Genomic DNA, 26,412 nt, shown 5'->3' with positions numbered 1-26,412 from the left:
GCCGCCGAGCACTTCGCCACCCACGGAATCACCCGCGTCGAACGCGTCATGACCGACAACGCATTGGCCTACCGCCGCGACCGAGCCTGGCACCAGGCCCTGACCGACCTCGGTGCCACCGCCCGCTTCACCCGCCGCTACCGACCACAGACCAACGGCAAAGCCGAACGCTTCAACCGCACCCTGTGCGACGAATGGGCCTACGCCCAACCCTTCACCAACAACCAGCAACGCGCTGACGCTCTACCCGCCTGGCTGCACACCTACAACCACCACCGCAACCACACCTCGCTCGGCGGCAAACCACCCATCAGCCGCGTCAACAACGCTGCTGGGCATTACACCTAGTGCACGAGTGGCCGGACGTGCTCGACCGCATCCGGCTGCTCATTGACGGCGCGCTCGGGCAACACGAAACGGCGGCCACGCCGGCTGTGAGCCGGGCATGACCGCCGTCCGTGAGGTTGTATCCAACCTGTACCCAAGATCAGTGTTGATCCTGTTGGTGCAGGTCGGCGCCTTGATCTACCTCAGCAGTCGAAGTACATCGCGAACTCGTGCGGGGTCGGGCGCAGACGCACCGGGTCGACCTCGTTGGCCCGCTTCCAGTCGACCCAGGTGGAGATCAGGTCTGGCGTGAACACGCCGCCGTCGAGCAGGTAGTCGTGGTCGGCCTCGAGCGCGTTGAGCACCTCCGGCAGCGAACCCGGGACCTGCTTGACGTCGCCCCACTCCTCCGGCGGCAGGTCGTACAGGTCCTTGTCGATCGGCGCCGGCGGCTCGATCTTGTTCTTGATGCCGTCCAGACCGGCCATCATCATCGCCGAGAACGCCAGGTACGGGTTGCTCGACGGGTCCGGCACCCGGAACTCGACGCGCTTGGCCTTCGGGTTGCTGCCGGTCACCGGGATGCGGGTGCACGCGGAGCGGTTGCGCTGCGAGTAGACCAGGTTGACCGGCGCCTCGAAGCCCGGCACCAGACGACGGTAGGAGTTCACCGTCGGGTTGGTGAAGGCCAGCAGCGAGGGTGCGTGGTGCAGCAGGCCGCCGATGTACCAGCGGGCGGTGTCGGACAGGCCGGCGTAGCCGGTCTCGTCGTAGAACAGCGGCTCGCCGCCACGCCACAGGCTCTGGTGGGTGTGCATGCCGGAACCGTTGTCCCCGAACAGCGGCTTCGGCATGAACGTCGCGGTCTTGCCGGCGGCCCAGGTCTCGTTCTTGACGATGTACTTGAACAGCTGGAGCTGGTCGGCGGCGTGCAGCAGGGTGGAGAACTTGTAGTTGATCTCCGACTGGCCGGCGGTGCCGACCTCGTGGTGCGACCGCTCGACCGTGAAGCCGCCGTCGACGAGACGCCGCACGATCCGGTCGCGCAGGTCGGCGTAGTGGTCCACCGGCGGCACCGGGAAGTAGCCGCCCTTGTAGGCGGTCTTGTAGCCGCGGTTGCCGCCCTCCTCGATCCGGCCGCTGTTCCAGGCGCCCTCGATCGAGTCGATGTAGTAGAACGACTGGTGCGCCGAGGTCTCGTGGCGGATCGAGTCGAAGATGTAGAACTCCGCCTCGGCGCCGAAGTAGGCGGTGTCGGCGATGCCGCTGGCGGCGAGGTACGCCTCGGCCTTCTTCGCCACGTTGCGCGGGTCGCGGGAGTACGCCTCGCGGGTGAACGGGTCGTGGATGAAGAAGTTGAGCGCGAGCGTCTTCTGGGCCCGGAACGGGTCGATGAAGGCGGTGGCGACGTCCGGCAGCAGGAGCATGTCGGACTCGTGGATGGCCTGGAAGCCGCGGATCGAGGATCCGTCGAAGGCGAGGCCGTCGGTGAAGACGCTGTCGTCGAACGACTCGACCGGCAGGTTGAAGTGCTGCATCACGCCGGGCAGGTCACAGAAACGTACGTCGACGAACTTCACGTCCTCGTTGGCGAGGTATCGCAGGAGTTCCTCGGAATTGGCGAACACACGTCCTCCTGGCAGGTCCACTCCGTTAGCTGGCTACTGGCGACGCTATGGCCGGGGGGTTGCCCGGCCGTGTCTCGTCTGTTTCCGCCGTGTTACGTCGCTTGCGGAGCGTCATCCCGGCACCCTCTGATGCCGAATGTCGTATTTTTCGTCAGGGGTCGCGGCGGCGCTACCCTGGCCGCTGTGACCGATACCGCCGCCACACCGGTGCCGCCCGCCACCGATCCCGCCTTCACCCCGCCCAGCCTCGGCCGCCGCTTCGGCGCCCTGATCATCGACTGGGTGCTGTGCCTGATGGTCGCCCGGGCCTTCTCCGACCCGGTGCGCGACGGCTGGCCGCCGGTCCTGGTGCTGATCCTGGAGTACGGCTTCTTCATCGGCCTGTTCGCCCAGACCCCCGGCATGTACCTGACCCGGCTGCGCTGCGTGTCCTGGGCCGACGGCGGCCGGATCGGGCCGCTCCGCGGACTGCTGCGCGGCTTCCTGCTGGCCCTCGTGGTGCCGGCCCTGCTCATGGACGAGCACCGGCGCGGCCTGCACGACCGGCTCGCCGGGTCCGTCGTCACCGACGCCCCGCGCCGCTGACCCGCACGAAGAAGGAGCCGGCCCCGCACGGGACCGGCTCCTTCTCGCGTACGCCGGAGGTCAGCGACCCCGGGTCTGCCGGAACGCGCCACGCGCCGGCCGCATGTTCTTCGGGATCGCGCCCTTGGGCATCTGCGGCCGCGCGGTGAGCGCCTTGAGCCGCTTGTCGAGCGCGTTGACGTCCTTGGGGGACAGGGCGCGGGGCAGCCGCATCAGCGTCATCCGCAGCTTGCGGACCGGCAGCTCACCCTCGCCCTGCCCGATCACGTAGTCGTGCAGCGGAGCGGTGCCGATCACCTTCGCCAGGCGGCGCTTCTCCTGGCCGAGCAGGCCGCGTACGCGCTGCGGGTTGCCCTCGGCCAGCAGGATCACACCCTGCCGGCCCACCACCAGGTGCACCATGTCCATCTGGGTGGTGGAGCTGACCGCCGGGGTGACCCGCCAGTCGCCGCGCATGCTCTCCATGATCTGCGCCGCCGCGCCCGGCTGCCCCTCGGCGGCGTTCATCATCGCCTTGTTGGACCGCAGGTTGAGCACGATCAGCACGGCGAGCAGGGCGAGCAGGATGCCGATCGGCAACCAGATCCAGCCCCAGGCGATCACCGCGACCACGGTGAGCGCGAGCGGGATCAGCACCGCCGCCGCGGTCAGCGGCGCGAACCACTTGTCCTGCTTGGCGGTGAACCGGAACACCATCCCGATCTGCTTCAGCCGCTGGCCGAACGAGACCTTCTCCTGGGGCTTTGCCATACCGCAGAGTCTAGTGGTCGGCGCACACCCCGTTGATCCGTGGCCGCCTCCTGCGCCGTGGGCTGAGTACCTTACCGCCGCGCCGTCCCGAATCGGCCCGCCGGTAAGGAGGCCGGACGGCCGAAGATCAGGCGGCGTACCCATGCCCCGGGGGCACCTTCGCGCGGAGAGTCGATCTCGACAGGGACACACCGCACGACAGGGAGATCCGAGATGTTCGGCAACGACGCAGACCTCATCCTCAGCATCCACCGCAGCCACGCCGCCGAGCTGCAGGCCGACGCGGCCCAGGACCGGCTCGCCCGGTCGCTGCCACGCCGGCACCCGCGCGGCTGGCTCAGCCGCCGCCAGCACAACGCCCGCCCCGCCGACGCCCGCCGGTGACCGCACCGGTGGGCGTCGCCGGGAATGTGGGCGCGGCCGGTGCCGTGGGGGAGTTCGCCGGTCCGGCCGTCACGGGGGCGGCCGGACCGGCGGCCATCCGCCGTCCGATCGGCCCGGTAGGGCCGTCGGAGGGCCGTGGCATGCTCGACGGCGTGACCGTACGCGCCGCCAGCACCGTCCTCGTCGGCCGCCGGCCCGAGCTGGCCGCGCTCGGCGACGCGCTGGCCCGGTCCCGGACCGGCGAGCCGGCGACGGTGCTCGTCGGCGGCGAAGCGGGCGTCGGCAAGACCCGGCTGCTGGAGGAGTTCGGCACGCAGGTGGACGCCGCCGGCGCGCGCCTGCTCGTCGGCCAGTGCCTGGAGCTGGGCGAGGCGGGCCTCCCGTTCGCCCCGTTCGCCGCCGCGCTGCGCGACGTGCTGCGCCACGACGGGCCGGCCGCCTTCGCCGGCTACGAGGCGGAGTTCGCCCGGCTGCTGCCGGAGCTGGCCCGGATGCCCGCAGGCGTCGCCGCGCCCGCCGGGCCGGCCCTCGCCGACACCCCGCGCGGCTACCTGTTCGACCTGGTCGCCGAGCTGTTCCGGCGGATCGCCGAGGAACGCCCGCTGGTGCTGGTGATCGAGGACCTGCACTGGGCCGACCGGTCCACCCGGGATCTGATCGGCTTCCTGGTGCGGGCCGCCCGCGCCACCCGCCTGCTGGTGGTCTGCACGTACCGCACCGACGAGCTGCACCGGGGGCACCCGCTGCGGCCGTTCCTCGCCGAGCTGGACCGGGTCCGCGGCGTGGACCGGATCGAGCTGGGCCGCCTCGACCGCGACGGCACCGCCGCCGTGCTGGCCGACCTGCTCGGCACCGAGCAGGTCGCCCGGACCGTCGACGACGTGCACGAACGCACCCAGGGCAACCCGTTCTTCATCGAGGAGCTGGCCGCCGCCGGTGGCCCGGTCGGCTGCGCGGCCATCCCGGAGACGCTGCGCGACCTGCTGCTGGCCCGCGTCGACCGGCTGCCCGAGCCGGCCCAGCGGGTGCTGCGGATCGCCGCCGCCGGGGGCACCCGGTTCGCCCACCAGCTCCTCGCCGAGGTGGCCGGCCTGCCCGAGGCCGAACTGGAGGACGCGCTGCGCGCCGCCGTCGCCGGTCAGCTCGTGGTGGCCGACCCGGACGGCGACTACGAGTTCCGGCACGCGCTGGTCCGCGAGGCCGTGCACGACGACCTGCTGCCGGGCGAGCACGCGCGGCTGCACGCCCGGTACGCCGCGGCGATCGAGGCCAACCCGCACCTGGTCGCCGCCGGTCGCGCGCCGGCCGAGATCGCCCACCACTGGTACGCGGCACACGACCACCCGCGCGCGCTCACCGCGGCCCGGGTCGCCGCCGAGGCGGCGGCCGAGCGGTACGCGTACGCCGAGCAGAGCCGGCTGCTGGAGCGCGTCCTCGAACTCTGGGAGCAGGTGCCCGACGCCGCCGACCGGCTCGGCATGGACCATCTGCGGGTGCTGGAGGACACGCTCACCGCGGCGGTGACCGCCGGAGACCTCAGCCGGGCGCTCACGCTCACCCGGGCCGCGCTGGCCGAGGTCGACTCCGACGCCGAACCGCTGCGCGCCGCGCGCCTGCTCGACCACCGGGGCCGGTTGTTCGCGCTGCTCGGCAAGAGCGACGGCGCGGCCGAGCTGCGCGAGGCGTACCGGTTGGCGGCGGGTGCGCCGCACGGCCCGGAACGGCTCGGCGTGCTCGCCGACATCGCGTCGCACCTGATGAAGGTCGACCCTCGGGAGGCCGCCTCGGTCGCCACCGAGGCCGCGGCCGGCGCGTCCGAGGTCGGCACCGACCTGGTGCTGCTGCCCACCCGGATCGCCCTGCTGCACCGCATCGACGGCACGCCGGAGCTGGGGCTGGCCGAGCTGCGCCGGGTGGAGGCGCGGGCCCGTGCGGCCGACGACTCGTGGGCCCTGGTCAGCGCACTGGTCTTCCTCTCCGACGTGCTCTACGAGCTGGGCCGATACGACGAGTCCGAACAGGCGGCCTCGGCCGGGGTGAGCGAGGCGCGCCGGGTCGGCATCAGCCGCTCGATCGGGGCGTACCTGCTGTCGAACCGGGCCGAGGCGCTGATCGCGCTGGGCCGCTGGGACGAGGCGGACGCCACCTGCGCCGAGGCCGCCCGCATCGACCCGCCCGGCGTGTCCGGGCTGCACTGGCTGCAACTGCGCGCCGGGCTCCACCTCGCCCGCGCCCATCCGGGCGCGGACGAGGTCGTCGGGCGGGCGCTGGCGTTCCTCGGCCGCCCGTACCTCTGGCCGAACCACCGGCTGCCGCTGCACGAGCTGCGCGTGGAGGCCGCGCTCGCCGCCGACGACAAGCCCGAGGCGGTACGCGCGGCGCGCGCCGCCCTGGCCGACGCGCACCTGGCCGACCTGCCCCGCGAGGGCTGGCCGGTGCTGAACGCGCTGGCGCGTACCGCCGCGCTGACCGGGGACGCGACGCTCGCCGCCGACGTGTCGGCGGTGGCCGCCGCGCTGCCGGCCCGGCACCCGGCCGAGCACGCCCACGCCGCCCACGTCACCGCGATCCTCGGCGGGACGGCGCCCACCGGTCCCGCCGACGCGCTCGCCGCGTGGCGGGCGACGGTGGCGGCGTGGCGGGCGGCCGGGCAGCCGTACCCGCTGGGCCGGGCGCTGCTCGGGCTGGCCGAGGCGGCCGCGGCGGCGGGCGAGCGGGACGAGGTGGCTGCCGCGGTACGGGAGACGGCCGAGCTGGCCGCCCGGCTGGGTGCCACCCCGCTGGGCGAGCAGGCGGCGACGCTTGCCCGCCGGGTCGGGCTGCGCGGCACCGGGCGACCCGGGCCGGACCTGCTGACCAGCCGGGAACAGGAGGTGCTGCGGCTGGTCGCCGAGGGGCACAGCAACAGCCGGATCGCCGAGCGCCTGTTCATCTCACCGAAGACGGCGAGCGTGCACGTGTCCCGAATCATCGCCAAGCTCGACGTGACCAACCGGGTGGAGGCCGCCGCGCTGGCCCACCGCCTCGGCCTGCTCGACCCTCCGCCGCCCGCCCCGGCACAGCGCCGCGCCCGGTAGCGCGCCGAACCATCCCGCTTCGCGTCAGGACGCGTCAGGCCGATCGAGCGCCGGGCCGGTCGGGCGTCGGGCCGGTCGGGCGTCGGGCCGGTCGGGCGTCGGGCCGGTCGGGCGTCGGGCCGGTCGAGCGTTAGGCCGGCCGGGCGCCGGGCCAGCGAGCGCCACAGCCGAGCGCCACAGCCGAGCGCCGGGCCGGGCCGGTAGCCGGCCGGGCTTGCGTCAGCGGCGGGGCAGGTAGATCCGCCAGCCGGCCACCGCGACCACGTCGAGCGCGTCCGATTCGGCGCCGACGCGTTCGTCCAGCCGCGCGGCCAGCGGCGAGCCGGCCGGTGCCACCCACGCCGCGTCCGGGTCGGCGGCCACCTCCCGCCGGTACGCGGGCAGCCTGTCGAAACCGGGGGTCAGGTCGTCGTCGACCACGGCGCAGAGCACGTTCTCGCCTGTCGCGTAGGTGAGCCGGTTGCACGTCCAGTAGCCGCCGCGGACGTTCCGCACGTCGAGCGCGCCGAGCGTGTCCACGAGCGACCGGTGCCGGTCCGCCTCGGCGTGCACGCCCGGCGCGGTCCGCGCCACGTCCACAGTGGCCGCCACGCCGGTGCCGAGCACCCCCGCGATAACCGCCAGCGCCCCGACCCCCGCCATCCGGGCCCTCCGCCCTCGCGCCGCCTTGATCGACTCCACTTCGGGGAGATGGCGGTATCCACCCTCCTCCGATGCCGCCACCTCGGCGAACTGGCGTTCGGCGGGCCGGTCTGATGCCGCCACCTCGCCGAACTGGCGTTCGGCGGGCCGGTCCGATGCCGCCACCTCGGCGAGCTGGCGTTCGGCGGGCCGGTCTGATGCCGCCACCTCGGCGAGCTGGCGGCGCGCCGTCAGCCGGTGAGCAGCGAGCGGGCGGGCGGCCTGCCACAGTGGCCAGAGCAGGGCCGGCACGGCGACCGCCAGGCACGACAGGTAGCGGCTGCTCTCGATCGGCGTCTGCCCGGCCGCGTTGCTCACCGCGTACGCGCCGAGCACACCCGCAGCGCCGCCGAGCAGCGCCAGCCGCGCCCCGGCCGACACCCGCTCCGGCGAGCCCGGCCCGCCGGAGGTACGGCGAAGCGTGTGCCACGCGGTGAACGCGGCGAGCACCAGCAGCACCGGAAACGCGACGGCCCACCAGAGCTGCCAGGTGGCACACCGGCCGGGGGAGCAGAAGCCCATCGCCAGCGGCGGCCCGAGGACCAGCGCGCCGTGCAGCCGGTCCGCCCAGTCGGCAGGTGTGCCCGTGCCACCGGCCGCCAGTACCGCGGTCACCGGGTTGCGGCCGTGCCGGATGCTGTCCACGAGCATCGGCGCCGCGCCCAGCAGCAGCGCGCCGGTCAGCACCACCCCGGCCCGGCCGGCCAGCTCCCGCCACCGGCGGGCCACGAGCAGCGCGCCGAGCGTCAGCACGTACGGCAGGATCAGCGGGTCCACCCAGAGCAGCACCCCGGCGACCAGTCCCCAGGCCGCCCAGCGGGGCAGCCGCGCGCCCGCCCCGGTCACGCAGAGCCCGACCGTCAGCAGCGCCAGCGCGGCACCGGCCGGGTTCAGCTCCGGGTAGCCGCCACCGGCGATCAGCTGGTTCTTCACCACCCGGTCCGCGCCGAGCGCCAGCACGGCGACGACGAGCAGGGCGTACCAGCGGTCACCGCCGAGCCGCCGGGTCAGCCGCCAGGACAGCAGCAGGAACAACGCGTACAGCGCCAGCGTGGGCACCCGCAGCACGAGCACCGACGGCCCGGCCAGCGCGACCAGCGGCGCGGCCAGGTACGCCTCCAGCGTGCCCATGTACGCCTGGCCGTAGAACCACACCGGGAAGCCGTCACCGCGGGCGATGTGCAGGGCGGCCAGCCCCATCGTCGCCTCGTCGCTGTTGGTGGGCGGCGCGTCGGCGAACAGCAGCGCCAGCCGGTAGCCCACACCGGCGAACCCGACGAGCAGGGCGAGCAGCGTCGGCAACGGCAGCCGCCGGGGCGTACGAGGGCGCACGGCTTCGCGTGGCTCCTCGCGTACCCCGACGGTCATGCCTGTGATCATGGCATCCGGCAGGCGGCCGGCGGCGGGTGACGCGGTGGTCGGCCGGCCTCAGCCGGCGACGGTGACCTCCCGGCGGGCATCGAGCGCCTGCTGGTAGAGGCGGCCCGCGCGGTACGACGAGCGGACCAGCGGGCCGCTCATCACGCCCGCGAAGCCGATCTCCTCGGCCTCCTCGCGCAGCTCGACGAACTCCTCCGGCTTGACCCAGCGGGTCACCGGGTGGTGCCGGGGGGAGGGGCGCAGGTACTGCGTGATGGTGATCAGTTCGCAGCCCGCCTCGTGCAGGTCGCGCAGCGCCTGGGACACCTCGGCGCGCTCCTCGCCCATGCCGAGGATCAGGTTGCTCTTGGTGACCAGGCCGTCGGCCCGCGCCTGGCGGATCACGTCCAGCGAACGCTCGTAGCGGAACGCCGGGCGGATCCGCTTGAAGATGCGCGGCACGGTCTCCACGTTGTGCGCCAGCACCTCGGGCCGCGAGCCGAAGACCTCGGCGAGCTGCTCGGGCACCGCGTTGAAGTCGGGGATCAGCAGCTCGACACCGCAGCCGGACTGAAGCGCGTGGATCTGCCGGACCGTCTCGGCGTAGAGCCAGGCCCCGCCGTCGGGCAGGTCGTCGCGGGCGACACCGGTGATGGTCGCGTAGCGCAGACCCATCGCGGCGACCGACTCGGCGACGCGCCGCGGCTCGTCGGCGTCGAACTCGGCCGGCTTGCCGGTGTCGATCTGGCAGAAGTCGCAGCGCCGGGTGCACTGGTCACCACCGATGAGGAAGGTGGCCTCCCGGTCCTCCCAGCACTCGTAGATGTTGGGGCAGCCGGCCTCCTGGCACACGGTGTGCAGCCCTTCGCGCGAGACGAGCCCGCGCAACTGGGTGTACTCCGGGCCCATCTTGGCCTTGACCTTGATCCACGGCGGCTTGCGCTCGATCGGCGTCTCGGCGTTGCGCGCCTCGATCCGCAGCATCCGCCGCCCCTCCGGGGCGACAGTCGCGGTGCGCGCTGGCTGCTCAGTCGTCGGCGCGGATTGCTCGATCGTCACAAAACCGAGCGTACGCCGGTCGGTGCCGGTCGATGAACGAGGGCGACGGCCGTCACGCCGGAATGGCTGTGACACCGGACACCAGGGGCGAAAAAACCCGGTCACAGCGCGGCGCGTGCGGTGCTAGCGTGCCGGGCAGAGCTGTGACGGAGCCGAGTAACGGGCCGATCCGCCAGTCGAGAGAGCCGCCGGTTGCTGTGAGGCGGTCTGGCGCCGGTCCGCGAAGACCCTCCCGAGCTGCGGGAAGAACGGCGTTTCGCGCCCAGTAGAGCCCGCCCGGCCGGCCCCGGTGAAAAGGCGACGAACGAGGCTCCCGCCCTGGCGGGGGCGAAGGTGTGGTGGCACCGCGAGGTTCCCGCTCGCCCACACCTCCCTGGGGATCGCGTTGCGATTGGTCAAGGAGGTAGTCGTCGTGCAACGCATCCTGTCCACAGAACTCCCCGCCCGTGTGGGCGCCACAGTGCGGCTCGCCGGCTGGGTCCACCGCCGCCGGCTGCTCAAGTCGGTGGCCTTCCTGATCGTCCGGGACGCCGCCGGGCTCGCCCAGGTGGTGGTCGCCGCGCCCGCCGTGCGGGAGCAGATCGAGGCGCTCACCGAGGAGACTGTCGTCGAGGTCGTCGGCACCGTGGTCGCGAACCCCACCGCGCCCGCCGGGGTCGAGGTCGTCGAGCCGACGGTACGTCCGCTCGGGCCGCCCGCCGTCCCGCCCCCGTTCGACCTGTACCGGCCGGTGCTCACCGCCACCCTGCCCACTCAGCTCGACCACGCGCCGGTCGCGCTGCGGCACCCGGTCCGCTCCGCCGCGCTGCGGATCTCGGCGGCGGCCGTGTCCGGCTTCCGGGCCACGCTCGACGGGCGGGGCTTCGTCGAGGTGCACACGCCGAAGGTGGTCGCCTCGTCCACCGAGAGCGGGGCGAACGTGTTCGCGCTGGACTGGTTCGGGCGGCCCGCCTACCTGGCCCAGTCGCCGCAGTTCTACAAGCAGCTCATGGTCGGCGTCTTCGAGCGGGTGTACGAGGTGGGGCCGGTGTTCCGCGCCGAGCCGCACGACACGGTGCGCCACCTGGCCCAGTACACGTCGCTCGACGTGGAGCTGGGCTTCGTGGCCGACCACCGGGACGTCATGGCGGTGCTGCGGGAGACGCTGGCCGGGATGGTGGCGACGGTCGGCGAGCGGGCCGGTGGCGCGCTGGCGACGCTCGGCGTGACGGTGCCGGAGGTGCCGGCCGAGATCCCGGCGGTGCACTTCACCGACGCGCTGAAGATCGCCGGAGCGCCGGCGGACGAACCCGACCTTGCGCCGGCGCACGAGCGGGCGCTGGGGGAGTGGGCGCTCCGCGAGCACGGCTGCGACTTCCTCTTCGTCACCGGGTACCCGATGGCGAAGCGCCCCTTCTACACCCATCCGGACCCGGCCCGGCCCGCGTACTCCAACGGTTTCGACCTGCTGTTCCGGGGCGTGGAGCTGGTGACCGGCGGGCAGCGGCTGCACCGGCACGCCGACTACCTGGCCGCCCTGGCGGCGCGCGGCGAGCCGGTGGAGCCGTACGCCGGGTACGTGGACGCGTTCCGGCACGGCATGCCGCCGCACGGCGGTTTCGCGATCGGGCTGGAGCGGTTCGTCGCCCGGCTGACCGGGGCGGCGAACGTCCGGGAGGTGACCGCCTTCCCGCGCGACCTGCACCGCCTCACGCCCTGACGGCGGGGCGCGGGCTCGCCATCGGGACCGTCGGTCTCGCCGCCGCTCTCCGGAATCGGCTCGGATCTGCCACTGAGAGTGACGATAGGTCGCTCGGCCTTGCGGTCACGCTCGGTGAGGGTGTTCGGGGTGGTCGAGCTGCCCTCGACGCCAACGCATTGCGCTGAGCTGGGGTTATGGCGGACGGGCCTCGGGAGGGAGGGAAGGGTGTCTGCGCCCTTTGCTCTGCAGCCACGGGCGCAGCGGTTGACCGGGAGTGACCGTTGCGGATCCGGCTGCAGAGCAAAGTCGGCGGGAGGCCACATGCTGCGGGCGCAGCCTTGTGACTCACCGTGACCGACGGCGAGGCGGGGCCTGGGTGGGCGGCGGGCCTGGGCGGGCGGTGGCCCTGGGCGGGCGGTGGCCCTGGGCGGGCGGCGATCCGGACCGGTCGCACACCGCGCCGCCGAGCGGTCAGGCCGGGCCGAGCAGGTCCCAGGAGTTGCCGGCGATGTCGCGGAAGACCGCGACCCGGCCGTACGGCTCGGTGCGGGGCGGCCGGACGAACTCGACGCCCGCGTCGACCATCCGGCGGTGCACCGCCTCGAAGTCGTCGACCTGGAGGAAGAAGCCCACCCGGCCGTGGGTCTGGTCGCCGACCGCGCCGGCCTGGTGCTCGCCGTCGGCACGGGCCAGCAGCAGGCCGGTGCCGCCGCCCGGCGGGCGTACGACCACCCAGCGCTTGGGCCGGCCGTCGTTCGTCAGCGACGGCTTGTCCTCGGCCAGCTCGAACCCGAGCACCTCGGTGAAGAAGGCGATCGCGGGGTCGTACTCGGTCACGACGAGCGTGACCAGGTCGAGCCGCACGGGGCTCAGACCTGCGTCAACGTCGGCAGGTGCCGCTCGACCACCGGCAGCACGTCGGCGACGGTGATCGGCCGGCCCAGCTCGGCGGTCAGCGAGGTGACCCCGGCGTCGCGGATGCCGCAGGGCACGATCCGGTCGAAGAAGCCCAGGTCGCAGTCGCAGTTGACGGAGAAGCCGTGCAGCGTGACGCCGCGCGCCACCCGGATGCCGATGGCGGCGACCTTGCGGGCCGGGCCCCGGTCGTCCTCCGGCACCCACACGCCGCTGCGTCCCTCGACCCGGCCGGCGGACAGCCCGAACTCGGCGCAGACGTCGATCAGCAACTGCTCGGTGCGCCGGACGTACGCGACCACGTCGACCGGGTCGGGCAGCCGGACGATCGGGTAGCCGACGAGCTGCCCCGGACCGTGCCAGGTGATCTTCCCGCCGCGGTCCACGTCCACCACCGGGGTGCCGTCCATCGGCCGGTCCCACGGCTCGGTGCGCTTGCCGGCGGTGTAGACGCTGGGGTGCTCCAGCAGCAGCACCGTGTCGCCCTGCTCGCCGGCCACCACCGCCTCGTGCAGCCGGCGCTGCTCGTCCCAGGCGGCCTGGTAGTCGAGCAGGCCTGCGCGGACGGCGGTCAGCCCGGAAGTCGTCACGCTCACCCGTCCAGCCTAGTCCCGCCCTCCGGGAACCGGACCCGTGAGCCTCGTCGCCATCGCGGGGGACACGGCGGTGGTCAGGCCGGCACCCGCCACAGCCAGACGTCCTCCACCCGCTCGGGCGGGCCGAGCAGCGCGGTGGCGGTGCGCCGCAGCGCCTCCTCGTCGACGTCGAACTTGGCGCCGTGCACCCGGTCCGGCAGCACCACCGCCTGGACCCCCCAGTAGCGCAGGTCCGCCCGGGACTCGCGGATGCTGCCGTCGGTGATGATCGGCACCAGCCCGGTCCGGCCCGCCTGGTCCATCAGCGAGTCGAAGGTGCGCGGTACCGGGCCGATCCGGCCCCGGCCCTCCGGCCCGCCGGGCCCGAGGAAGAAGCCGGACGGGATCCGGAACTCACCCTGCCGGTGGGCGAGCGCGTACGCCTGCCAGCGCTGCCCGTCCGGGTAGACGTCCACGGTCAGCGGCAGCGGCGTCAGCACCCCGTCGGGCGGGACGTAACGCTGCCAGGCGCCGCTGGTGATGAACTGCGGGATCGGCTCGCGGACGCTGGTCAGCAGCGGCGTGGGCACCAGCGGCAGCAGCGCCGCGGCGAAGCCCAGCGCCCAGGCGAGCCCGCTCACCCGGCGCCGGGGCGGCCGGGCACGCAGCGAGTCGATCGCGTACGCCAGCAGCAGACCGATGACCGGCGCGACCACGAGCGCCAGCCGGGACGGCAACGCCGCGTTGATCACCGGCAGGTTGTCCAGCACCCCGAACGGCAGCGTCTGGTCGAAGCGGCGGCCGTTCCACTTCACAGTGGGCCCCCACGACAGCACCGCGAAGACCACTGCGGTCACCCCGAGCGCCGCGAGGGTGGCCCGGAACGCGCGGTCCGCGCGCCGCCACAGCAGCGCGAAGCAGGCGGCGGCGAGCAGGAGCAGCGGTACGCCGAAGAACGAGTTCTCCTCCGTCGGGTTGGGCGCGAGCGAGGTGCCCCACCCGGCCCAGCCCGCGAGCGACCGGCGCGGATAGGACCCGTACGCGGCGATGTCCTCGGAGTGGATCAACGGGTCGAACCCGGTGCCGTGGAACCGTTGCGGTCCGAGGAAGTGCAGCCAGAGCGGGTACGCCAGCAGTGCCCCGGCGACGAGCGCTGTCACGCCCAGCCCGGCCGCCATCCGGGGCAGCGCGGCGCGTACCTCGGACCGGCGGGCCGGGTGCAGCGCCCACACCGCGAGGAACACGCCGAGCGCCAGCGCGGTGAAGAACAGCCCTTCGGCGGCGATCGAGAACGCGACAGCCACCAGCAGGCCGAGCACGATCCCGCCGGTGACCGCCCGGCCCGGCCGGCGCAGCCGGAACACGCCCCAGATCAGCAGCGGCACCAGCCAGCCCGCTGTCCAGTTCAGGTGCGCGTTGGCGTGCGACACCATCGCCGGGCAGAAGGCGATGAACAGCGCGCCCACCCCGGCGGCCAGCCGGCTGCGGACCAGATGCCGGCTGAGCAGCCAGTACCAGGCCACCGCCGTCGCGGCCAGGTTGAGCGTGAGGATCACCAGGAACGTCGCGGGCGGCCCGATCAGGTACGTCAGCGGCGCGAAGACCGCCGCGTACACGGTGATCGAGGTGTTGACCGCGAGGTTCACCCCGTCCGGGACGTTGATCAAAGTGGTGTACAGCGGGTTCTGCCCGTGGGTCAGCGCGTGCCCGCCGAACGCCAGCAGCCACTCGAACAGCGCCTGGTCACTGGAGTTGACGGTGATCGCGCGGCTGTTCGGATCCCGCCACATGCCACTCGTCACCCAGAGGGCCAGGGCCAGCGCGGCGAGCGTGACCAGCAGGTCGGCGCGCCGGTCGCGGACGCGCGTCGGCGCCGGGCCGGCGGCCGGGGACGGGGAGGAGGGCACGCAGCGGACGTTACCAACCGGACCTGGGCAGACCGCCCGGACACGGAACTCGCCGCACACTTCGGTGACCGTGAATGTGTGAGCGGCGGCCATTCCGGTGTGACGAAACGCGGCCGTAACGTCTCGGCAACTCGGAGGTGACTCAGTTCACATTCCACGATCGGGAGGTCCCCGTGCCCCGCTCCTCATCCCTCATCGCCCGCGTCGCCGGGGCGGCGGCCGGGGTCGTGCTGGCCGCGGCCACCGCGCTGGTCGCCGCCCTTCCCGCCCAGGCCGCCTCGCTGACCCAGGTCACCGGGTTCGGCTCCAACCCCGGCAACCTGGCCATGTACGCGTACCGCCCGGACGGCCTGCCCACCGGCGCGCCCGCCGTGGTGCTGCTGCACGGGTGCGTGCAGAACGCCTCGACGTACGTCACCAACTCCGGCTGGCAGAAGTACGCCGACCAGTGGAAGTTCACGCTCATCGCGCCGCAGCAGCCCAGCGGCAACAACGCCAACTCCTGCTTCAACTGGTTCGAGACCGGTGACACCGCACGCGGCCAGGGCGAGGCGCTGTCGATCAAGCAGATGGTCGACTACGCCAAGACCACCTACGGCACCGACGGCGCCCGCGTCTACGTCAGCGGCCTCTCCGCCGGTGGCGCGATGAGCGCGGCCATGCTCGCCGCCTACCCCGACGTCTTCGCCGGCGGCTCGATCATCGCCGGCATCCCGTACCGCTGCGCCACCAGCACCGTCACCGCGTTCAGCTGCATGAACCCGGGCGTGGACAAGACCCCGGCGCAGTGGGGCGACCTGGTCCGCGGCGCGTACCCCGGGTACACCGGCAAGCGCCCCCGCGTGGCGATCTGGCACGGCACCAGCGACACCACCGTGGCGACCGCGAACGCCGCCGAGTCGCGGGACCAGTGGACGAACGTGCTGGGCGTGTCGACCACCCCGACCAGCACGTCCACGCTGCCGGCCGGCACGAGCCTGGAGGTCTACGGCGCCGACCAGGTCCGCCTCTACCGGGTCTCCGGGATGGGCCACGGCACCCCCGTCGACCCGGGTACGGGCGCGGACCAGTGCGGCACCGCCGGGGCGTACTTCCTGGACACCATCTGTTCGACGTACCGGGACGCGGTCTTCTTCGGGCTCGGCGGTGGCGGCGCCTCGCCGAGCCCGACCCCGACGGCCACGGCGTCACCCACGCCGACGGCCTCGCCCACGCCGACCGCCTCGCCCACGCCGACCAGCGCGCCGGCCTGCGTCACCGCCAGCAACTACGCGCACGTCGTGGCCGGGCGGGCCTACCAGTCCGGTGGCTACGCCTACGCGCTCGGCAGCGGGCAGCGGATGGGCCTCTACAACACCTTCTACAAGAGCACGCTGAAGCAGACCGGGCCCGCGTACTGGGTGATCGGCTGCTGATCCGCCGCGTCGCGCCGCCCTCGGCCGGTCACTCGGAGAGGGCGGCGCGCAGCGCGCCCGCCAGGTCCGGGTGCGCCCAGGAGAAGCCGGCCTTGTCGAGCACGGCGGGCAGCACCCGCGCGCTGGTCAGCGCCTCCTGCGCGAAACCGCCGAGCGCCACCTTCAGCGCCACCGCCGGGATCGGCATGATCGCCGGGCGGTGCAGTTGGCGGGCCAGTTCCTTGGTGAACTCGGCGTTGGTGACCGGCGCCGGGCCGACCACGTTCACCGCGCCGGCGATGCCGTCGCGGTTCAGCAGGAACTTCGCGGCGTCGAGCCAGTCCCGCATCGAGATCCACGGCAGCCACTGCCGCCCGTTGCCCAGCTTGCCGCCGACGCCGAGCCGGAACGGCAGCAGCTGCGGCTTGAGCAGGCCGCCGTCGCGGTGCAGCGGCAGTCCGGTACGCAGGCGCACCACCCGTACGCCCGCGTCCTCGGCCGGGCGGGTCGCGGCCTCCCAGACGCGGCAGACGTCGGCGAGGAACCCCTCACCCGCAGGTGCCTCCTCGGTTACCGTCCGGTCGCCGGTGTTGCCGTACCAGCCGACGGCGGAGGAGTTCAGCAGCACCGCGGGCCGGTCGGCGGCGGGCAGGCCGGCGATCGTGATGGCGAGCGTGGTGGTGCTGTCCACCCGGCTGGTCCGGATCACCTTCCGGTACTCGTCGTTCCAGCGCTTGTCGCCCACCCCGGCGCCGGCCAGGTTCACCACCACGTCGGCGTCGGCGACACACTGCGGGTCCAGCTGTGCGGCGGAGGGGTTCCACTGCCGTTCGACGGGTGTGCGTGGCGGGCGGCGGACCAGGCGGGTGACCTGGTGGCCGTCCGCGGTGAGGCAGTCGACCAGTCGGGTGCCGAGGAAACCGGACGCGCCGGCCATGAGGATCCGCATGCTCACATCTTCGAGTACGCGGCGCGATTCGGATGCGTTGAGCGAAATCACTCACTCGTCACGCCCACCGGTTGCGTACCGGCGCCGCCCTCAGCCGGCCGGCCCGGCCTGGCTGGTCAGGCGTCGGCCTTGGCGGTGCGCAGGTCGGCGAGCAGTCTTTCCACCTCGGCGAAGGCTGCCTCCGGCAGCGGCCCGTACGCCAGCGCGCCGAGATTCTCCTCGGCCTGCCCGACGGTCCGGCAGCCGGGGATCGGCAGGGTGTGCGGGCTGCGGGCGAGCAGCCAGCCCAGCGCGCCCTGGGCGAGCGTGCGGCCGTCGGCGGTCAGCGCCTCACGGACCCGGGCCACCCGCTCGGCCCACTCGGCGCGCGGTACGCCGCCGGTGAACCAGTCCAGCCACTCCGGTGCCACGCCGCGCACGTCGTCGTCGCCCCGTGCGGTGGGAGCATCCTGGTACTTCGCGGTGAGCAGGCCCATCGCCAGCGGCCCCCGGTTCAGAGCGGCCAGGTCGAACTCAGCGCAGACCGCGAGCATGGCGGCGTTGTCCCGCAGCACCGACTGGTCGTGCTGGATCGCCGCGCAGTGCGGTCCGGCCTCGGCGAAGGCGCGCGCCGAGGCGGGGTCGTCGGTGCTCCAGCCGTACGCCCGGATCTTTCCCTCGGCGACCAGGTCCTCCAGGGTGCCGACGAGGTCCAGTGCCCGCGGCACCGGCAGGCCGCCCAGGTGGAGCTGGTAGAGGTCGACGTGGTCGGTGCCGAGCCGGCGCAGCGAACCCTCCAGGCTGCGCCGTGCGTACTCGGGGCTGGCGTCCTCGCCGAGCGCCTGGCGGGTCTCCTCGTCGGTGGGATAGCCGAACTTGGTCGCGATGACCGCGCGGTCCCGGCGGCCGGCGAGCGCGCGCCCGAGCACCCGCTCGCTGTGCCCCGCGCCGTAGTTGCTGGAGGTGTCGAACAGCGTCGCGCCCAGGTCGAGCGCCCGGTGGACGGTACGCACCGACTCGTCGTCGTCCACCTCGCCCCAGCCGAGCGGTTGGGTGCCGTCCCAGAGCGGGCCACCGATCGCCCAGCAGCCCATGCCGATCGCGCTGACCTCGATGCCGCTGCGGCCCAGCCGTCGTGTCGTCGTCATGCGCCCAGTGTTCACTTTCGAGTGTGCTCGAAGTCCAGCTCTTTTCCCGCCAGCCGGGGCAGGAGCGGGGCGAGCGCGTCGACGGCCCCGGCGCGTACCACGAAGCGGGTGACGCCCCAGCGGCGCCGGTGCCCGGCCACGGCCGAGACGATCTCGTCGGGCGTCCCGGCCAGCACGAACGGGGTGGCCAGCACCTCCGCCGGGGTGAGCCCGGTCTCGGCGGCCGTCCCGGCGGCGGCCGCCTCCGCGTCGTCGGTGACGGCGACGTGCTGGACCAGCGCCTCCAGGACCGGCGGCGTCTCCCGGCCGGCCGCTCCGGCCGCCACGTGCGCGAGCTGCGCCTCGATCTGGTCGGCCCGCCACCGGACGGTGTGCTGGTGGCCGTCGGGCAGCGTACGGCCGAAGCCGGCCAGGCCGACCACGTCGGCGTGCCTTCCGGCCCAGCGCAGCAGCGTCGAGTTGGAAGCGCCGACGGTCAGCGGGATCCGGTCCTGGACCGGGCGGGGCCGGTCGAGCCGTGCCGCGTACGTCGTCAGGTCCCCGGTGTCCACGGTGACCTCGTCGCCGGCCAGCAGCGCCCGGACCGCCTCGGCCACCTCGACGCAGCGGCGTACCCGGCCGGCGACGTCCGGGCGCTCGCGCCCGACGGCCCGCCACTCGGCCGGCGTGTGGCCGGCGCCGACGCCGAATCGGGCCCGCCCGCCGGAGACCACGTCCAGGGTGGCCACGTCGGCGGCGAGCAGGATCGGCTCGCGGACGCCGGCGTTGGAGACGTACGAGCCGAGGCCCAGCCTGCTGGTCACGGCCGCCGCAGCGGCCAGCGCGACGAACGGCGACGCGCAGGAGCCGGGGTGGTCGGCCGCGAACAGCGCGTCGAAGCCGGCCGCCTCGACGGTACGGGCCAGCTCGGTCCAGCTCGCCGCGTCGGTGGGCTGCGCCTGTACGGAGAAGGTCGCCATCGCCTCAGCATCGGCGCACGCCGCGCCGCCGGCCACCCCGCACGCGCCGATTCTGCCGACGGCCGAACGTCACACGGCGGCGTTCATCCGTTCGCGTCGCGGTCCTCGGGTTGCTCGTGCCACCGGGCCCGCCAGGCCGCCTCGTGCGCCTCGTGGCTGGCGCGCTCCTCGAAGACCAGCTTGCGCAGCGCCTGCCGGCCCTCGGCGAAGACGATCACCTCGACGGCCACCATGCCCACTGTGAGGGCGGTCAGCATGCCCAGCGCGGCCAGCCCCGGCACCCGCTCCGCGACCGGGATGGCCACGCCGAGCAGCAGCACCGTCCCGACCCGGGTCCAGCTCACCGTGCGCAGGGTACGCAGCTGGAACAGCATGTTGCCGCACAGGTAGCAGATCACGCCGCCGTACAGCAGCGGCACGCCCGGACCATGGGCCGGCTCGCTCGGCGGCACGTTCGGGTCGGCGATCCCGTGCACGATCGTCTCGGCGCCGAGCGCGAACAGGATGATGCCCGCGATCATCGGCAGGAACAGGTACGCGTACGCGTCCCGGGCCATCGCCACCCGGGGACCGTCCTGCGCGACGTGCAGGGCGATCCGGGCGGCCGGCCCGACCATGTCGTAGTGCGCCCACCAGAGCGCGGCGGTGAAGAAGATGCCGAGCACCGCCGCCGCCACGGCCGGCCAGGTGGGCGGCTGGCCGAGCAGGTTGCTGCCCACGCCGACGGAGATGACCGACTCGCCGAGCGCGATGATCAGGATGAGGTCGTACCGCTCGGTCCAGTGTTCGGCGGACGCGACGCCCCAGCCCCATGTGCCGGCGAGGATGCCGGTGCCGTACTGGAGCAGGATGACGCCGGCCCACAGCACGTCCCGCAGCACCGCCGCCGAGAACAGGTCGTCGATCCTCGGCGGCAGCAGCGCGGCGACCAGCAGCAGCGCGGTGCTGCCGACCACCTCGGGGGCGAACCGGATCAGTTGCCGGCGCTCGTTCGGGCTGTCCCGGACGGCGTGCCGGTAGAGCAGCAGGTGCACCAGCCGCAGGACGGTGTAGCTGAGCGCCGCGACCATCGGCCCGGCTTCGTTGCCGCGCGGGTCGCGGAACGCGTGCGGCAGCGACAGCGCGAACGTGAACAGCGCGGCCATGCCGACTGTCATGAGCACCGGGACGAAGCCCTCGCCGAGGCGTACCCGGGTGGCGACGACGCTGTGCACCACCCACGACCACCAGAGCACGGCGAGGACCAGCAGCGCGTGCAGCAGCGCCCCGCCGGTCACCTCGAGCGCGGTGGCCCGGGTGATGATGAAGAACGAGAAGACGAAGACCAGGTCGAAGAAGATCTCGAACCGGTCGACCCGGGCGCCCGGGGCCACCGGCACGGCCGGCCCCAGGCGTCCCCGCCACCCGTACGAGCCCACCGGCCGAGTCTGTCAGCGCCGGTCCGGGCCGCGGGCCGATTCCGGTCAGCCCGGCCGGTGGCGCAACCCGTCCATCAGCAGGTCGAGCAGGCGTCCGGCCTGGGCACGCTGGTCCGGCTCGCCCGCCACCAGGGAGACCCCGCTGAGGCTGGCGAGCACGTCGGCGGCGGCCACGTCGGCGCGTACGACGCCCGCTGCGGCGCCCGCCGCGAGCAGCTCGCCGAGCGCGGCGAGCAGCCGGTCGCGGCTCTGCGCGTACGGGTTGGCGCCGGAGGCGATCACCAGCCGCAGCGCGTCGGCCATGCCCCGCTTGGTGGCGAGGTAGTCGACGAACCGGTCCATCCAGGCGCGTAGCGCCGCGTCGGCGGGCTGGGCCGCGAGCAGCGCCGGAGCGGCGTCGCAGAGCTTCTCCAGCTCGTTGCGGTACGCCGCCTCGATCAGCGCCTCCCGGCTCGGGAAGTGTCGGTAGAGCGTGCCGATGCCGACGCCGGCGTCCTTGGCGACCCGGTCCAGCGTTACCTCCGGGCCGTCCTGGGAAAACGCCTGGACCGCGGCGTCCAGCAGCCGCTGCCGGTTGCGCAGCGCGTCCGCGCGCAGCTGTCGGTCGGGCACGGGCACTCCTCCCTCGACCGGGCCGCCGGCCCGGCACGATGGTAACCGGAGCCCCCTCCGATTATGCTGGCGGAGTAACGGAGGATCCTCCGCTTCTCATCGTAGCGGGCGGACATCGGTCCGCGTCGCCGTCGACAAGGATGGACCATGACCAGCTCGACACCAGTCACCACCCCGTTCTCCGCCGAGACCACAGCCCTGGAGGTGGTCCGCGACCTGGACCTGACCGACCGGCGGGCCGTCGTCACCGGCGGCGCCTCCGGGATCGGCGTGGAGACCGCCCGCGCGCTCGCCGCCGCCGGAGCCGACGTCACACTCGCCGTCCGCAACACCGAGGCCGGACAGCGCGCCGCCGACGACATCATCGGCACCACCGGCAACGACCGGATCCTGGTCGCCCCGCTCGACCTCGCCGACCTCGCCTCGGTGGCCGCGTTCGTCCGCACCTGGGACGGGCCACTGCACATGCTCGTCGACAACGCCGGGATCATGGCCTCGCCCGAGATGCGCACCGAGCAGGGCTGGGAGATGCAGTTCGCGACCAACCACCTCGGCCACTTCGCGCTCGCCACCGGGCTGCGCCCGGCGCTCGCCGCGGCCGACGGCGCGCGGATCGTCTCGGTCAGCTCGGCGGCGCACCTGCGCTCGCCGGTGGTGTTCTCCGACATCCACTTCCGGCAGCGGCCGTACGACCCGTGGCTGGCGTACGGGCAGTCCAAGACCGCGAACGTGCTGTTCGCGGTGGAGGCGACCCGCCGCTGGGCCGACGACGGCATCTACACCAACGCGCTGATGCCGGGCGCGATCCGGACCAACCTCCAGCGCTACATCAGCGAGGAGGAGCTGGCGCGGATGCGCAGCGGCAACGCGGCCGCCTTCAAGACCCCGGAGCAGGGCGCGGCGACCTCGGTGCTGGTCGCCACCTCGCCGCTGCTCGACGGCGTCGGCGGCCGGTACTTCGAGGACTGCCAGGAGGCCGGGCCGAACCAGCCGGGCACTCGCACCGGCTGGGCCGCGTACGCCCGGGATCCGGAGGCCGCCGAGCAGCTCTGGACCGTCTCCGAGGCGCACCTGCGCGGCTGACCCGCGGAAACGAGGAAGGGGACGCGCGGCATGTCGCCGCGCGCCCCCTCGCCGTCTCGGATCTACAGACCCAGCTCGGCCTCGAAGTTGCCGCCCTCCAGCCGCTCCTTCACCGCGGTGAGGAAGCGGGCCGCGTCGGCGCCGTCGATCAGCCGGTGGTCGTACGACAGAGCCAGGTAGACCATCGAGCGGATCGCCACGACCTCGCCCAGCTCAGCATCGTTCACCACGACCGGACGCTTCACCACGGCACCCGTGCCGAGCATCGCCGACTGCGGCGACGGCACGATCGGGGTGTCGAACAGCGCGCCCCGGCTGCCGGTGTTGGTGAGCGTGAACGTCGCCCCGGCCATCTCGTCCGGGGTGATCTTGTTGGCCCGGGTGCGCTCGGCCAGGTCGGCGATCCGCTTGGCCAGGCCACCCATGTTCAGGTCACCGGCGTTGTGGATGACCGGCGTGAGCAGCCCGCGCTCGGTGTCCACCGCGATGCCCAGGTGCTCGGCGCCCGGGTAGGTGATCGTCCCGCCGTCCAGGTCCATGCTGGCCTGGATGATCGGGTACGTCTGGAGCGCCTCGATCGCGGCCACCGCGAAGAACGGCAGGAAGGACAGCTTCACGCCGTGCTTGGCCTGGAACGAGTCCTTGGCCCGCGCCCGCAGCTTGGCGACCTTGGTGACGTCGACCTCGACGACGGTGGTCAGCTGCGCCGTCTCGTGCAGCGACTGCTGGAGACGCTTGGCGATGATCGAACGGATCCGCGGCAGCTTCTCCGTGGTGCCCCGCTTGGCGCTCGGCTCCGGCTTGGCGGCCGGCTTGGCCGGGGCGGGTGCGGACGGGGCAGCGGCGGCGGCCGGCGCGGGCTTGGCGGCCTTCGCCTTCTCGGCCGCCTCCAGCACGTCCTGCTTGCGGATGCGGCCACCCACGCCGGTTCCCTTGATCGAGCCCAGGTCCACGCCGTGCTCGGCGGCGAGCTTGCGCACCAGCGGCGTCACGTACCCGGCGGCGTCCTCGCCGTACTCGGACGGAACGCTCGGGCGCTGCGCGGCGGCCGGCGCGGCCGGCTGGGCCGCCTGCTCGGCCTTGGCCGGCTGCGCGGCCTGCTCCGCCTCGGCGGCCGGCTCGTTGTAGGACGCGCCCGGCGTGGGCTCCTCGACCTTCGGCTCCGGCTTCGGCTCGGGCTTCGCCTCGGCCTTGGGCTCCGGCTTCGGCTCGGGCTTCGCCTCGGCCTTGGGCTCCGGCTTGGGCTCGGGCTTCGGCTCCGCCTTCGCGGGCGCGGCGCCGGCCACCCCGACGATCGCCAGCACGGCGCCGACGTCGGCGGTCTCGTCCTCGGCGACCTTGATCTCCTGCAGCGTGCCGGCGACCGGCGACGGGATCTCGGTGTCGACCTTGTCGGTGGAGACCTCCAGCAGCGGCTCGTCCACCTCGACGGTCTCGCCGACCTGCTTGAGCCAGCGGGTGACAGTACCCTCGGTGACGCTCTCGCCCAGGGCCGGCATGGTCACCGGCGTGCCCTCGACCGACGGCGCGGCGGGCTCGGCCGGCTCCTCGACGGCCGGCTGCTCGGCCTCGGCGCCCGGCTCGGCGGCGGCCTCCTCGGCCTCCTGGGCCTGCTCCGGCTCGGGGCCGGTGCCCTCGGCGGCGGCCGTCGGCTCGGTGGCCGGCTCGGCCTTCTCCGTGGGAGCCGCGCCCGCGTCCTCGCCCTCGCCGGCGATGACCGCCAGCTCGCTGCCGACCTCGGCGGTCTCGTCCTCGCCGACCACGATCCGGCTCAGCACGCCCGCCGCGGGGGACGGGATCTCGGTGTCGACCTTGTCGGTCGACACCTCGAGCAGGGGCTCGTCGACCTCGACGGTGTCACCCTCCTGCTTGAGCCAGCGCGTGACGGTGCCCTCGGTGACGCTCTCGCCGAGCCGGGGCATGGTGACCGATACCGGCATGTTCTCCAGACTCCTTCATTCCCCTGGTGGGATCATCGCCCGTCGCCGGACGCCGCGGTTGTCGTGTCAGGCGTGCGCGTGCAGCGGCTTGCCGGCCAGGGCCAGGTGCGCCTCGCCCAGAGCCTCGTTCTGCGTCGGGTGGGCGTGCACGAGCTGCGCCACCTCGGCCGGGTACGCCTCCCAGTTGTAGATGAGCTGCGCCTCGCCGATCAGCTCACCGACCCGGGCGCCGACCATGTGCACGCCGACCACCGGGCCGTCGTCCACCCGGACCAGCTTCACGTGGCCGGCGGTCTTGAGGATCTGGCTCTTGCCGTTGCCGCCCAGGTTGTAGTTGTAGGTCTTGATCTTGTCGGCGCCGTACTGCTCCTTGGCCTTCGCCTCGGTCAGGCCGACCGACGCCAGCTCCGGGTCGCAGTAGGTGACGCGCGGGATGCCGGCCTCGTCGATCACGGCCGGGTTCTTCCCGGCGATCTCCTCGGCGACGAAGATGCCCTGCTGGAAGCCGCGGTGCGCGAGCTGCAGGCCGGGCACGATGTCGCCGACCGCGTAGACGTTCGGCACGCTGGTGCGCAGCCGCTCGTCGGTCAGCACGTAGCCGCGGTCCATCTTGACGCCCTGCTCCTCGTAGCCGAGGCCGGCGGTGTTCGGGCCGCGGCCCACGGCGACCAGCAGCAGCTCGGCCTCGACCGTGTCGCCGCCCTGAATGGTCAGCTTCACGCCCTTGTCGGTCTTCTCGACCTTCTCGAACGGCTTGCCGACCTTGAAGTTGATCTTCCGCTTGCGGAACGCCCGCTCCAGCGCCTTCGACGACTCCTCGTCCTCCGCGGCGACCAGGCGGGGCAGCGCCTCGACGATGGTCACGTCCACGCCGAAGGACTTCCAGACGCTGGCGAACTCGACGCCGATCACGCCGCCGCCGAGGACGATCGCCGACGACGGGATCCGGTCCAGCGTCAGGGCGTGGTCGCTGGTGATGATCCGCTCGCCGTCGACGTCCAGGCCGGGCAGGCTCTTGGCGTACGAGCCGGAGGCCAGCACGACGTTGCGGCCGGTGTAGCGCTTGCCGTCGACCTCGACGACGTTCTTGCCGACCAGCTTGCCGGCGCCCGCCACGAAGGTGATCTTCTTGTTGCCGCCCACCAGGCCCTGGAGGCCCTTGTACAGGCGGGAGATCACGCCGTCCTTGTACGAGTTGACGGCCTTCATGTCGATGCCGACCAGCTCGGCTTTCACGCCGAACTGCTCGGACTCGCGGGTCTGGTCGGCGATCTCGGCGGCGTGCAGCAGCGCCTTGGTCGGGATGCACCCGTTGTGCAGGCAGGTCCCGCCCAGCTTGCTCTTCTCGATGAGGGCGACGGAGAGGTCCAGCTGGGCGGCACGCAGCGCCGCCGCGTAGCCGCCGCTACCACCTCCGAGGATGACGATGTCGAAGGTCGTGTCGTTCGGCTCGCTCACATCCAACTCCCAGGTCGCGTCACTGCATCGGGGGTTACGGCGGAGTAACAGGCACACCCCACCTCGGTCATCTTGTCACCACCACGGACCGAGCGCGTACCGAGGTGCCCAACGACACGTCGGTGACACGTACCCTTGGCACCGTCTTCGATGACGGCGCTGGGGGAGGAGTGGATTCGGTGGGGCTGTTCCGACGACGTAAGCGGGCGGCCCCGGCGAGCCGCGACCGCGCCGCCGACCGCGCCGATCTGGACCATCTGGAGAACTTCGTCCGGACCCGCAAGGGCGTCGAGGCGTACATCGAGCCCCGTACGACGGTCACCGAGACCACGATCATGCTGATCGCCGACGACGGCGAGTGGACCCGGCGGCGTGTCGGCGGGCCGGACGAAGCACGCCGCTGGGCGCACCGGATCGCCATCCCGATCTACGACGTGCGGCTGATGGGCTATCCCCAGCGCATGCGCGACTACAACGAGCGCCGCAAGCGCCGCCCCGAGTTGTTCTGAGCCGGCTGCGCGCGGGTGTTAAAAAGGGCCCCTTC

22 protein-coding genes are annotated in these 26,412 nt (G+C 73.3%); 8 read left to right on the top strand and 14 right to left on the bottom strand.

What is annotated here, in order from left to right:
• The coding region (locus FB454_RS17355) for an integrase core domain-containing protein (protein WP_145823180.1) at positions 1 to 348 on the top strand (348 nt) is incomplete at its 5' end.
• A 182-nt stretch (positions 349 to 530) separates the two neighbouring features.
• Here FB454_RS17355 and glnA read toward each other — a convergent pair.
• Positions 531 to 1,955 (bottom strand): type I glutamate--ammonia ligase, encoded by a 1,425-nt coding sequence (glnA, locus tag FB454_RS17350; protein WP_013287749.1) that lies wholly within the window; start codon positions 1,953 to 1,955, stop codon positions 531 to 533.
• A 129-nt stretch (positions 1,956 to 2,084) separates the two neighbouring features.
• On the opposite strand from glnA, the gene FB454_RS17345 reads away from it, so the two are divergent.
• Positions 2,085 to 2,540 carry an RDD family protein gene (locus tag FB454_RS17345; RefSeq protein WP_047891528.1) on the top strand — a complete coding sequence of 152 codons (456 nt, stop codon included), beginning with the start codon at positions 2,085 to 2,087 and terminating at the stop codon, positions 2,538 to 2,540.
• Positions 2,541 to 2,600: 60 nt separating this feature from the next.
• On the opposite strand, the gene FB454_RS17340 is transcribed toward FB454_RS17345, so the two are convergent.
• Positions 2,601 to 3,290, bottom strand: coding sequence for a DUF4191 domain-containing protein (locus FB454_RS17340; RefSeq protein WP_013287747.1), 690 nt, complete (start codon positions 3,288 to 3,290; stop codon positions 2,601 to 2,603).
• Positions 3,291 to 3,503: 213 nt separating this feature from the next.
• Here FB454_RS17340 and FB454_RS34900 point away from each other — a divergent pair, with 213 nt between their 5' ends.
• Entirely contained in the window at positions 3,504 to 3,674 is a 171-nt protein-coding gene (locus tag FB454_RS34900) for a hypothetical protein (RefSeq protein WP_013287746.1), read from the top strand.
• A 152-nt stretch (positions 3,675 to 3,826) separates the two neighbouring features.
• Positions 3,827 to 6,751, top strand: coding sequence for an ATP-binding protein (locus tag FB454_RS17335; protein ID WP_486485429.1), 2,925 nt, complete (start codon positions 3,827 to 3,829; stop codon positions 6,749 to 6,751).
• Positions 6,752 to 6,970: 219 nt separating this feature from the next.
• Here FB454_RS17335 and FB454_RS17330 read toward each other — a convergent pair whose 3' ends face one another.
• Complete coding sequence (locus tag FB454_RS17330; protein WP_486485428.1) at positions 6,971 to 8,800, bottom strand: DUF423 domain-containing protein; 1,830 nt, start codon at positions 8,798 to 8,800, stop codon at positions 6,971 to 6,973.
• Positions 8,801 to 8,860: 60 nt separating this feature from the next.
• Positions 8,861 to 9,850 carry a lipoyl synthase gene (gene lipA, locus FB454_RS17325; RefSeq protein ID WP_013287743.1) on the bottom strand — a complete coding sequence of 330 codons (990 nt, stop codon included), beginning with the start codon at positions 9,848 to 9,850 and terminating at the stop codon, positions 8,861 to 8,863.
• A gap of 412 nt (positions 9,851 to 10,262) precedes the next feature.
• Between lipA and aspS the strand changes: the two genes are divergently transcribed.
• Positions 10,263 to 11,549, top strand: coding sequence for an aspartate--tRNA(Asn) ligase (gene aspS, locus FB454_RS17320; RefSeq protein ID WP_030273078.1), 1,287 nt, complete (start codon positions 10,263 to 10,265; stop codon positions 11,547 to 11,549).
• Positions 11,550 to 12,002: 453 nt separating this feature from the next.
• On the opposite strand, the gene FB454_RS17315 is transcribed toward aspS, so the two are convergent.
• From FB454_RS17315 to FB454_RS17305, 3 genes are all read right to left on the bottom strand, one after another.
• Positions 12,003 to 12,395 carry a VOC family protein gene (locus FB454_RS17315; protein ID WP_013287741.1) on the bottom strand — a complete coding sequence of 131 codons (393 nt, stop codon included), beginning with the start codon at positions 12,393 to 12,395 and terminating at the stop codon, positions 12,003 to 12,005.
• A 5-nt stretch (positions 12,396 to 12,400) separates the two neighbouring features.
• Positions 12,401 to 13,042 carry a lipoyl(octanoyl) transferase LipB gene (gene lipB, locus FB454_RS17310; protein ID WP_030273076.1) on the bottom strand — a complete coding sequence of 214 codons (642 nt, stop codon included), beginning with the start codon at positions 13,040 to 13,042 and terminating at the stop codon, positions 12,401 to 12,403.
• A gap of 74 nt (positions 13,043 to 13,116) precedes the next feature.
• Complete coding sequence (locus FB454_RS17305; protein WP_047892941.1) at positions 13,117 to 14,928, bottom strand: DUF6311 domain-containing protein; 1,812 nt, start codon at positions 14,926 to 14,928, stop codon at positions 13,117 to 13,119.
• A gap of 173 nt (positions 14,929 to 15,101) precedes the next feature.
• On the opposite strand from FB454_RS17305, the gene FB454_RS17300 reads away from it, so the two are divergent.
• A complete protein-coding gene (locus FB454_RS17300; RefSeq protein WP_145751732.1) occupies positions 15,102 to 16,343 on the top strand; it encodes an extracellular catalytic domain type 1 short-chain-length polyhydroxyalkanoate depolymerase in 1,242 nt (413 codons plus the stop codon).
• A gap of 28 nt (positions 16,344 to 16,371) precedes the next feature.
• On the opposite strand, the gene FB454_RS17295 is transcribed toward FB454_RS17300, so the two are convergent.
• From FB454_RS17295 to FB454_RS17275, 5 genes are all read right to left on the bottom strand, one after another.
• Entirely contained in the window at positions 16,372 to 17,271 is a 900-nt protein-coding gene (locus FB454_RS17295) for a TIGR01777 family oxidoreductase (protein ID WP_145823178.1), read from the bottom strand.
• A 116-nt stretch (positions 17,272 to 17,387) separates the two neighbouring features.
• Entirely contained in the window at positions 17,388 to 18,398 is a 1,011-nt protein-coding gene (locus FB454_RS17290; RefSeq protein WP_145823177.1) for an aldo/keto reductase, read from the bottom strand.
• Positions 18,399 to 18,409: 11 nt separating this feature from the next.
• The gene (locus tag FB454_RS17285) at positions 18,410 to 19,357 is read right to left on the bottom strand and encodes an LLM class flavin-dependent oxidoreductase (RefSeq protein ID WP_145823176.1); all 948 of its coding nucleotides are present in this window, start codon (positions 19,355 to 19,357) and stop codon (positions 18,410 to 18,412) included.
• Between the two features lie 83 nt (positions 19,358 to 19,440).
• Positions 19,441 to 20,775 carry a low temperature requirement protein A gene (locus tag FB454_RS17280; RefSeq protein WP_114921059.1) on the bottom strand — a complete coding sequence of 445 codons (1,335 nt, stop codon included), beginning with the start codon at positions 20,773 to 20,775 and terminating at the stop codon, positions 19,441 to 19,443.
• A 45-nt stretch (positions 20,776 to 20,820) separates the two neighbouring features.
• A complete protein-coding gene (locus tag FB454_RS17275; RefSeq protein WP_091331082.1) occupies positions 20,821 to 21,387 on the bottom strand; it encodes a TetR/AcrR family transcriptional regulator in 567 nt (188 codons plus the stop codon).
• A gap of 147 nt (positions 21,388 to 21,534) precedes the next feature.
• Between FB454_RS17275 and FB454_RS17270 the strand changes: the two genes are divergently transcribed.
• Positions 21,535 to 22,470: an SDR family NAD(P)-dependent oxidoreductase gene (locus FB454_RS17270; protein WP_047892935.1), complete on the top strand. Its 936-nt coding sequence runs from the start codon at positions 21,535 to 21,537 to the stop codon at positions 22,468 to 22,470.
• A 62-nt stretch (positions 22,471 to 22,532) separates the two neighbouring features.
• Here FB454_RS17270 and sucB read toward each other — a convergent pair whose 3' ends face one another.
• Together sucB and lpdA are read right to left on the bottom strand one after the other, a co-directional pair.
• Positions 22,533 to 24,410 (bottom strand): 2-oxoglutarate dehydrogenase, E2 component, dihydrolipoamide succinyltransferase, encoded by a 1,878-nt coding sequence (sucB, locus tag FB454_RS17265; protein WP_091331083.1) that lies wholly within the window; start codon positions 24,408 to 24,410, stop codon positions 22,533 to 22,535.
• Positions 24,411 to 24,476: 66 nt separating this feature from the next.
• Positions 24,477 to 25,868, bottom strand: a complete 1,392-nt coding sequence (gene lpdA, locus FB454_RS17260; RefSeq protein WP_013475708.1) for a dihydrolipoyl dehydrogenase — start codon at positions 25,866 to 25,868, stop codon at positions 24,477 to 24,479.
• A gap of 179 nt (positions 25,869 to 26,047) precedes the next feature.
• Between lpdA and FB454_RS17255 the strand changes: the two genes are divergently transcribed.
• Positions 26,048 to 26,377, top strand: coding sequence for a hypothetical protein (locus FB454_RS17255; RefSeq protein WP_013287729.1), 330 nt, complete (start codon positions 26,048 to 26,050; stop codon positions 26,375 to 26,377).
• Positions 26,378 to 26,412 lie beyond the last annotated feature (35 nt).

It is taken from the genome of Micromonospora sp. CNZ297 (genome assembly GCF_007827625.1).
Note: the sequence above shows the minus strand (reverse complement) of the source record. Positions and strands in the feature narration are given on the sequence as shown.

Coding starts and splice junctions, on each gene's coding strand:
- FB454_RS17345 (WP_047891528.1), top strand. CDS start 2,085: ATGCCGAATGTCGTATTTTTCGTCAGGGGTCGCGGCGGCGCTACCCTG.
- FB454_RS17340 (WP_013287747.1), bottom strand. CDS start 3,290: ATGGCAAAGCCCCAGGAGAAGGTCTCGTTCGGCCAGCGGCTGAAGCAG.
- FB454_RS34900 (WP_013287746.1), top strand. CDS start 3,504: ATGTTCGGCAACGACGCAGACCTCATCCTCAGCATCCACCGCAGCCAC.
- FB454_RS17330 (WP_486485428.1), bottom strand. CDS start 8,800: ATGACCGTCGGGGTACGCGAGGAGCCACGCGAAGCCGTGCGCCCTCGT.
- FB454_RS17295 (WP_145823178.1), bottom strand. CDS start 17,271: ATGCGGATCCTCATGGCCGGCGCGTCCGGTTTCCTCGGCACCCGACTG.
- FB454_RS17290 (WP_145823177.1), bottom strand. CDS start 18,398: ATGACGACGACACGACGGCTGGGCCGCAGCGGCATCGAGGTCAGCGCG.
- FB454_RS17285 (WP_145823176.1), bottom strand. CDS start 19,357: ATGGCGACCTTCTCCGTACAGGCGCAGCCCACCGACGCGGCGAGCTGG.
- FB454_RS17270 (WP_047892935.1), top strand. CDS start 21,535: ATGACCAGCTCGACACCAGTCACCACCCCGTTCTCCGCCGAGACCACA.
- sucB (WP_091331083.1), bottom strand. CDS start 24,410: ATGCCGGTATCGGTCACCATGCCCCGGCTCGGCGAGAGCGTCACCGAG.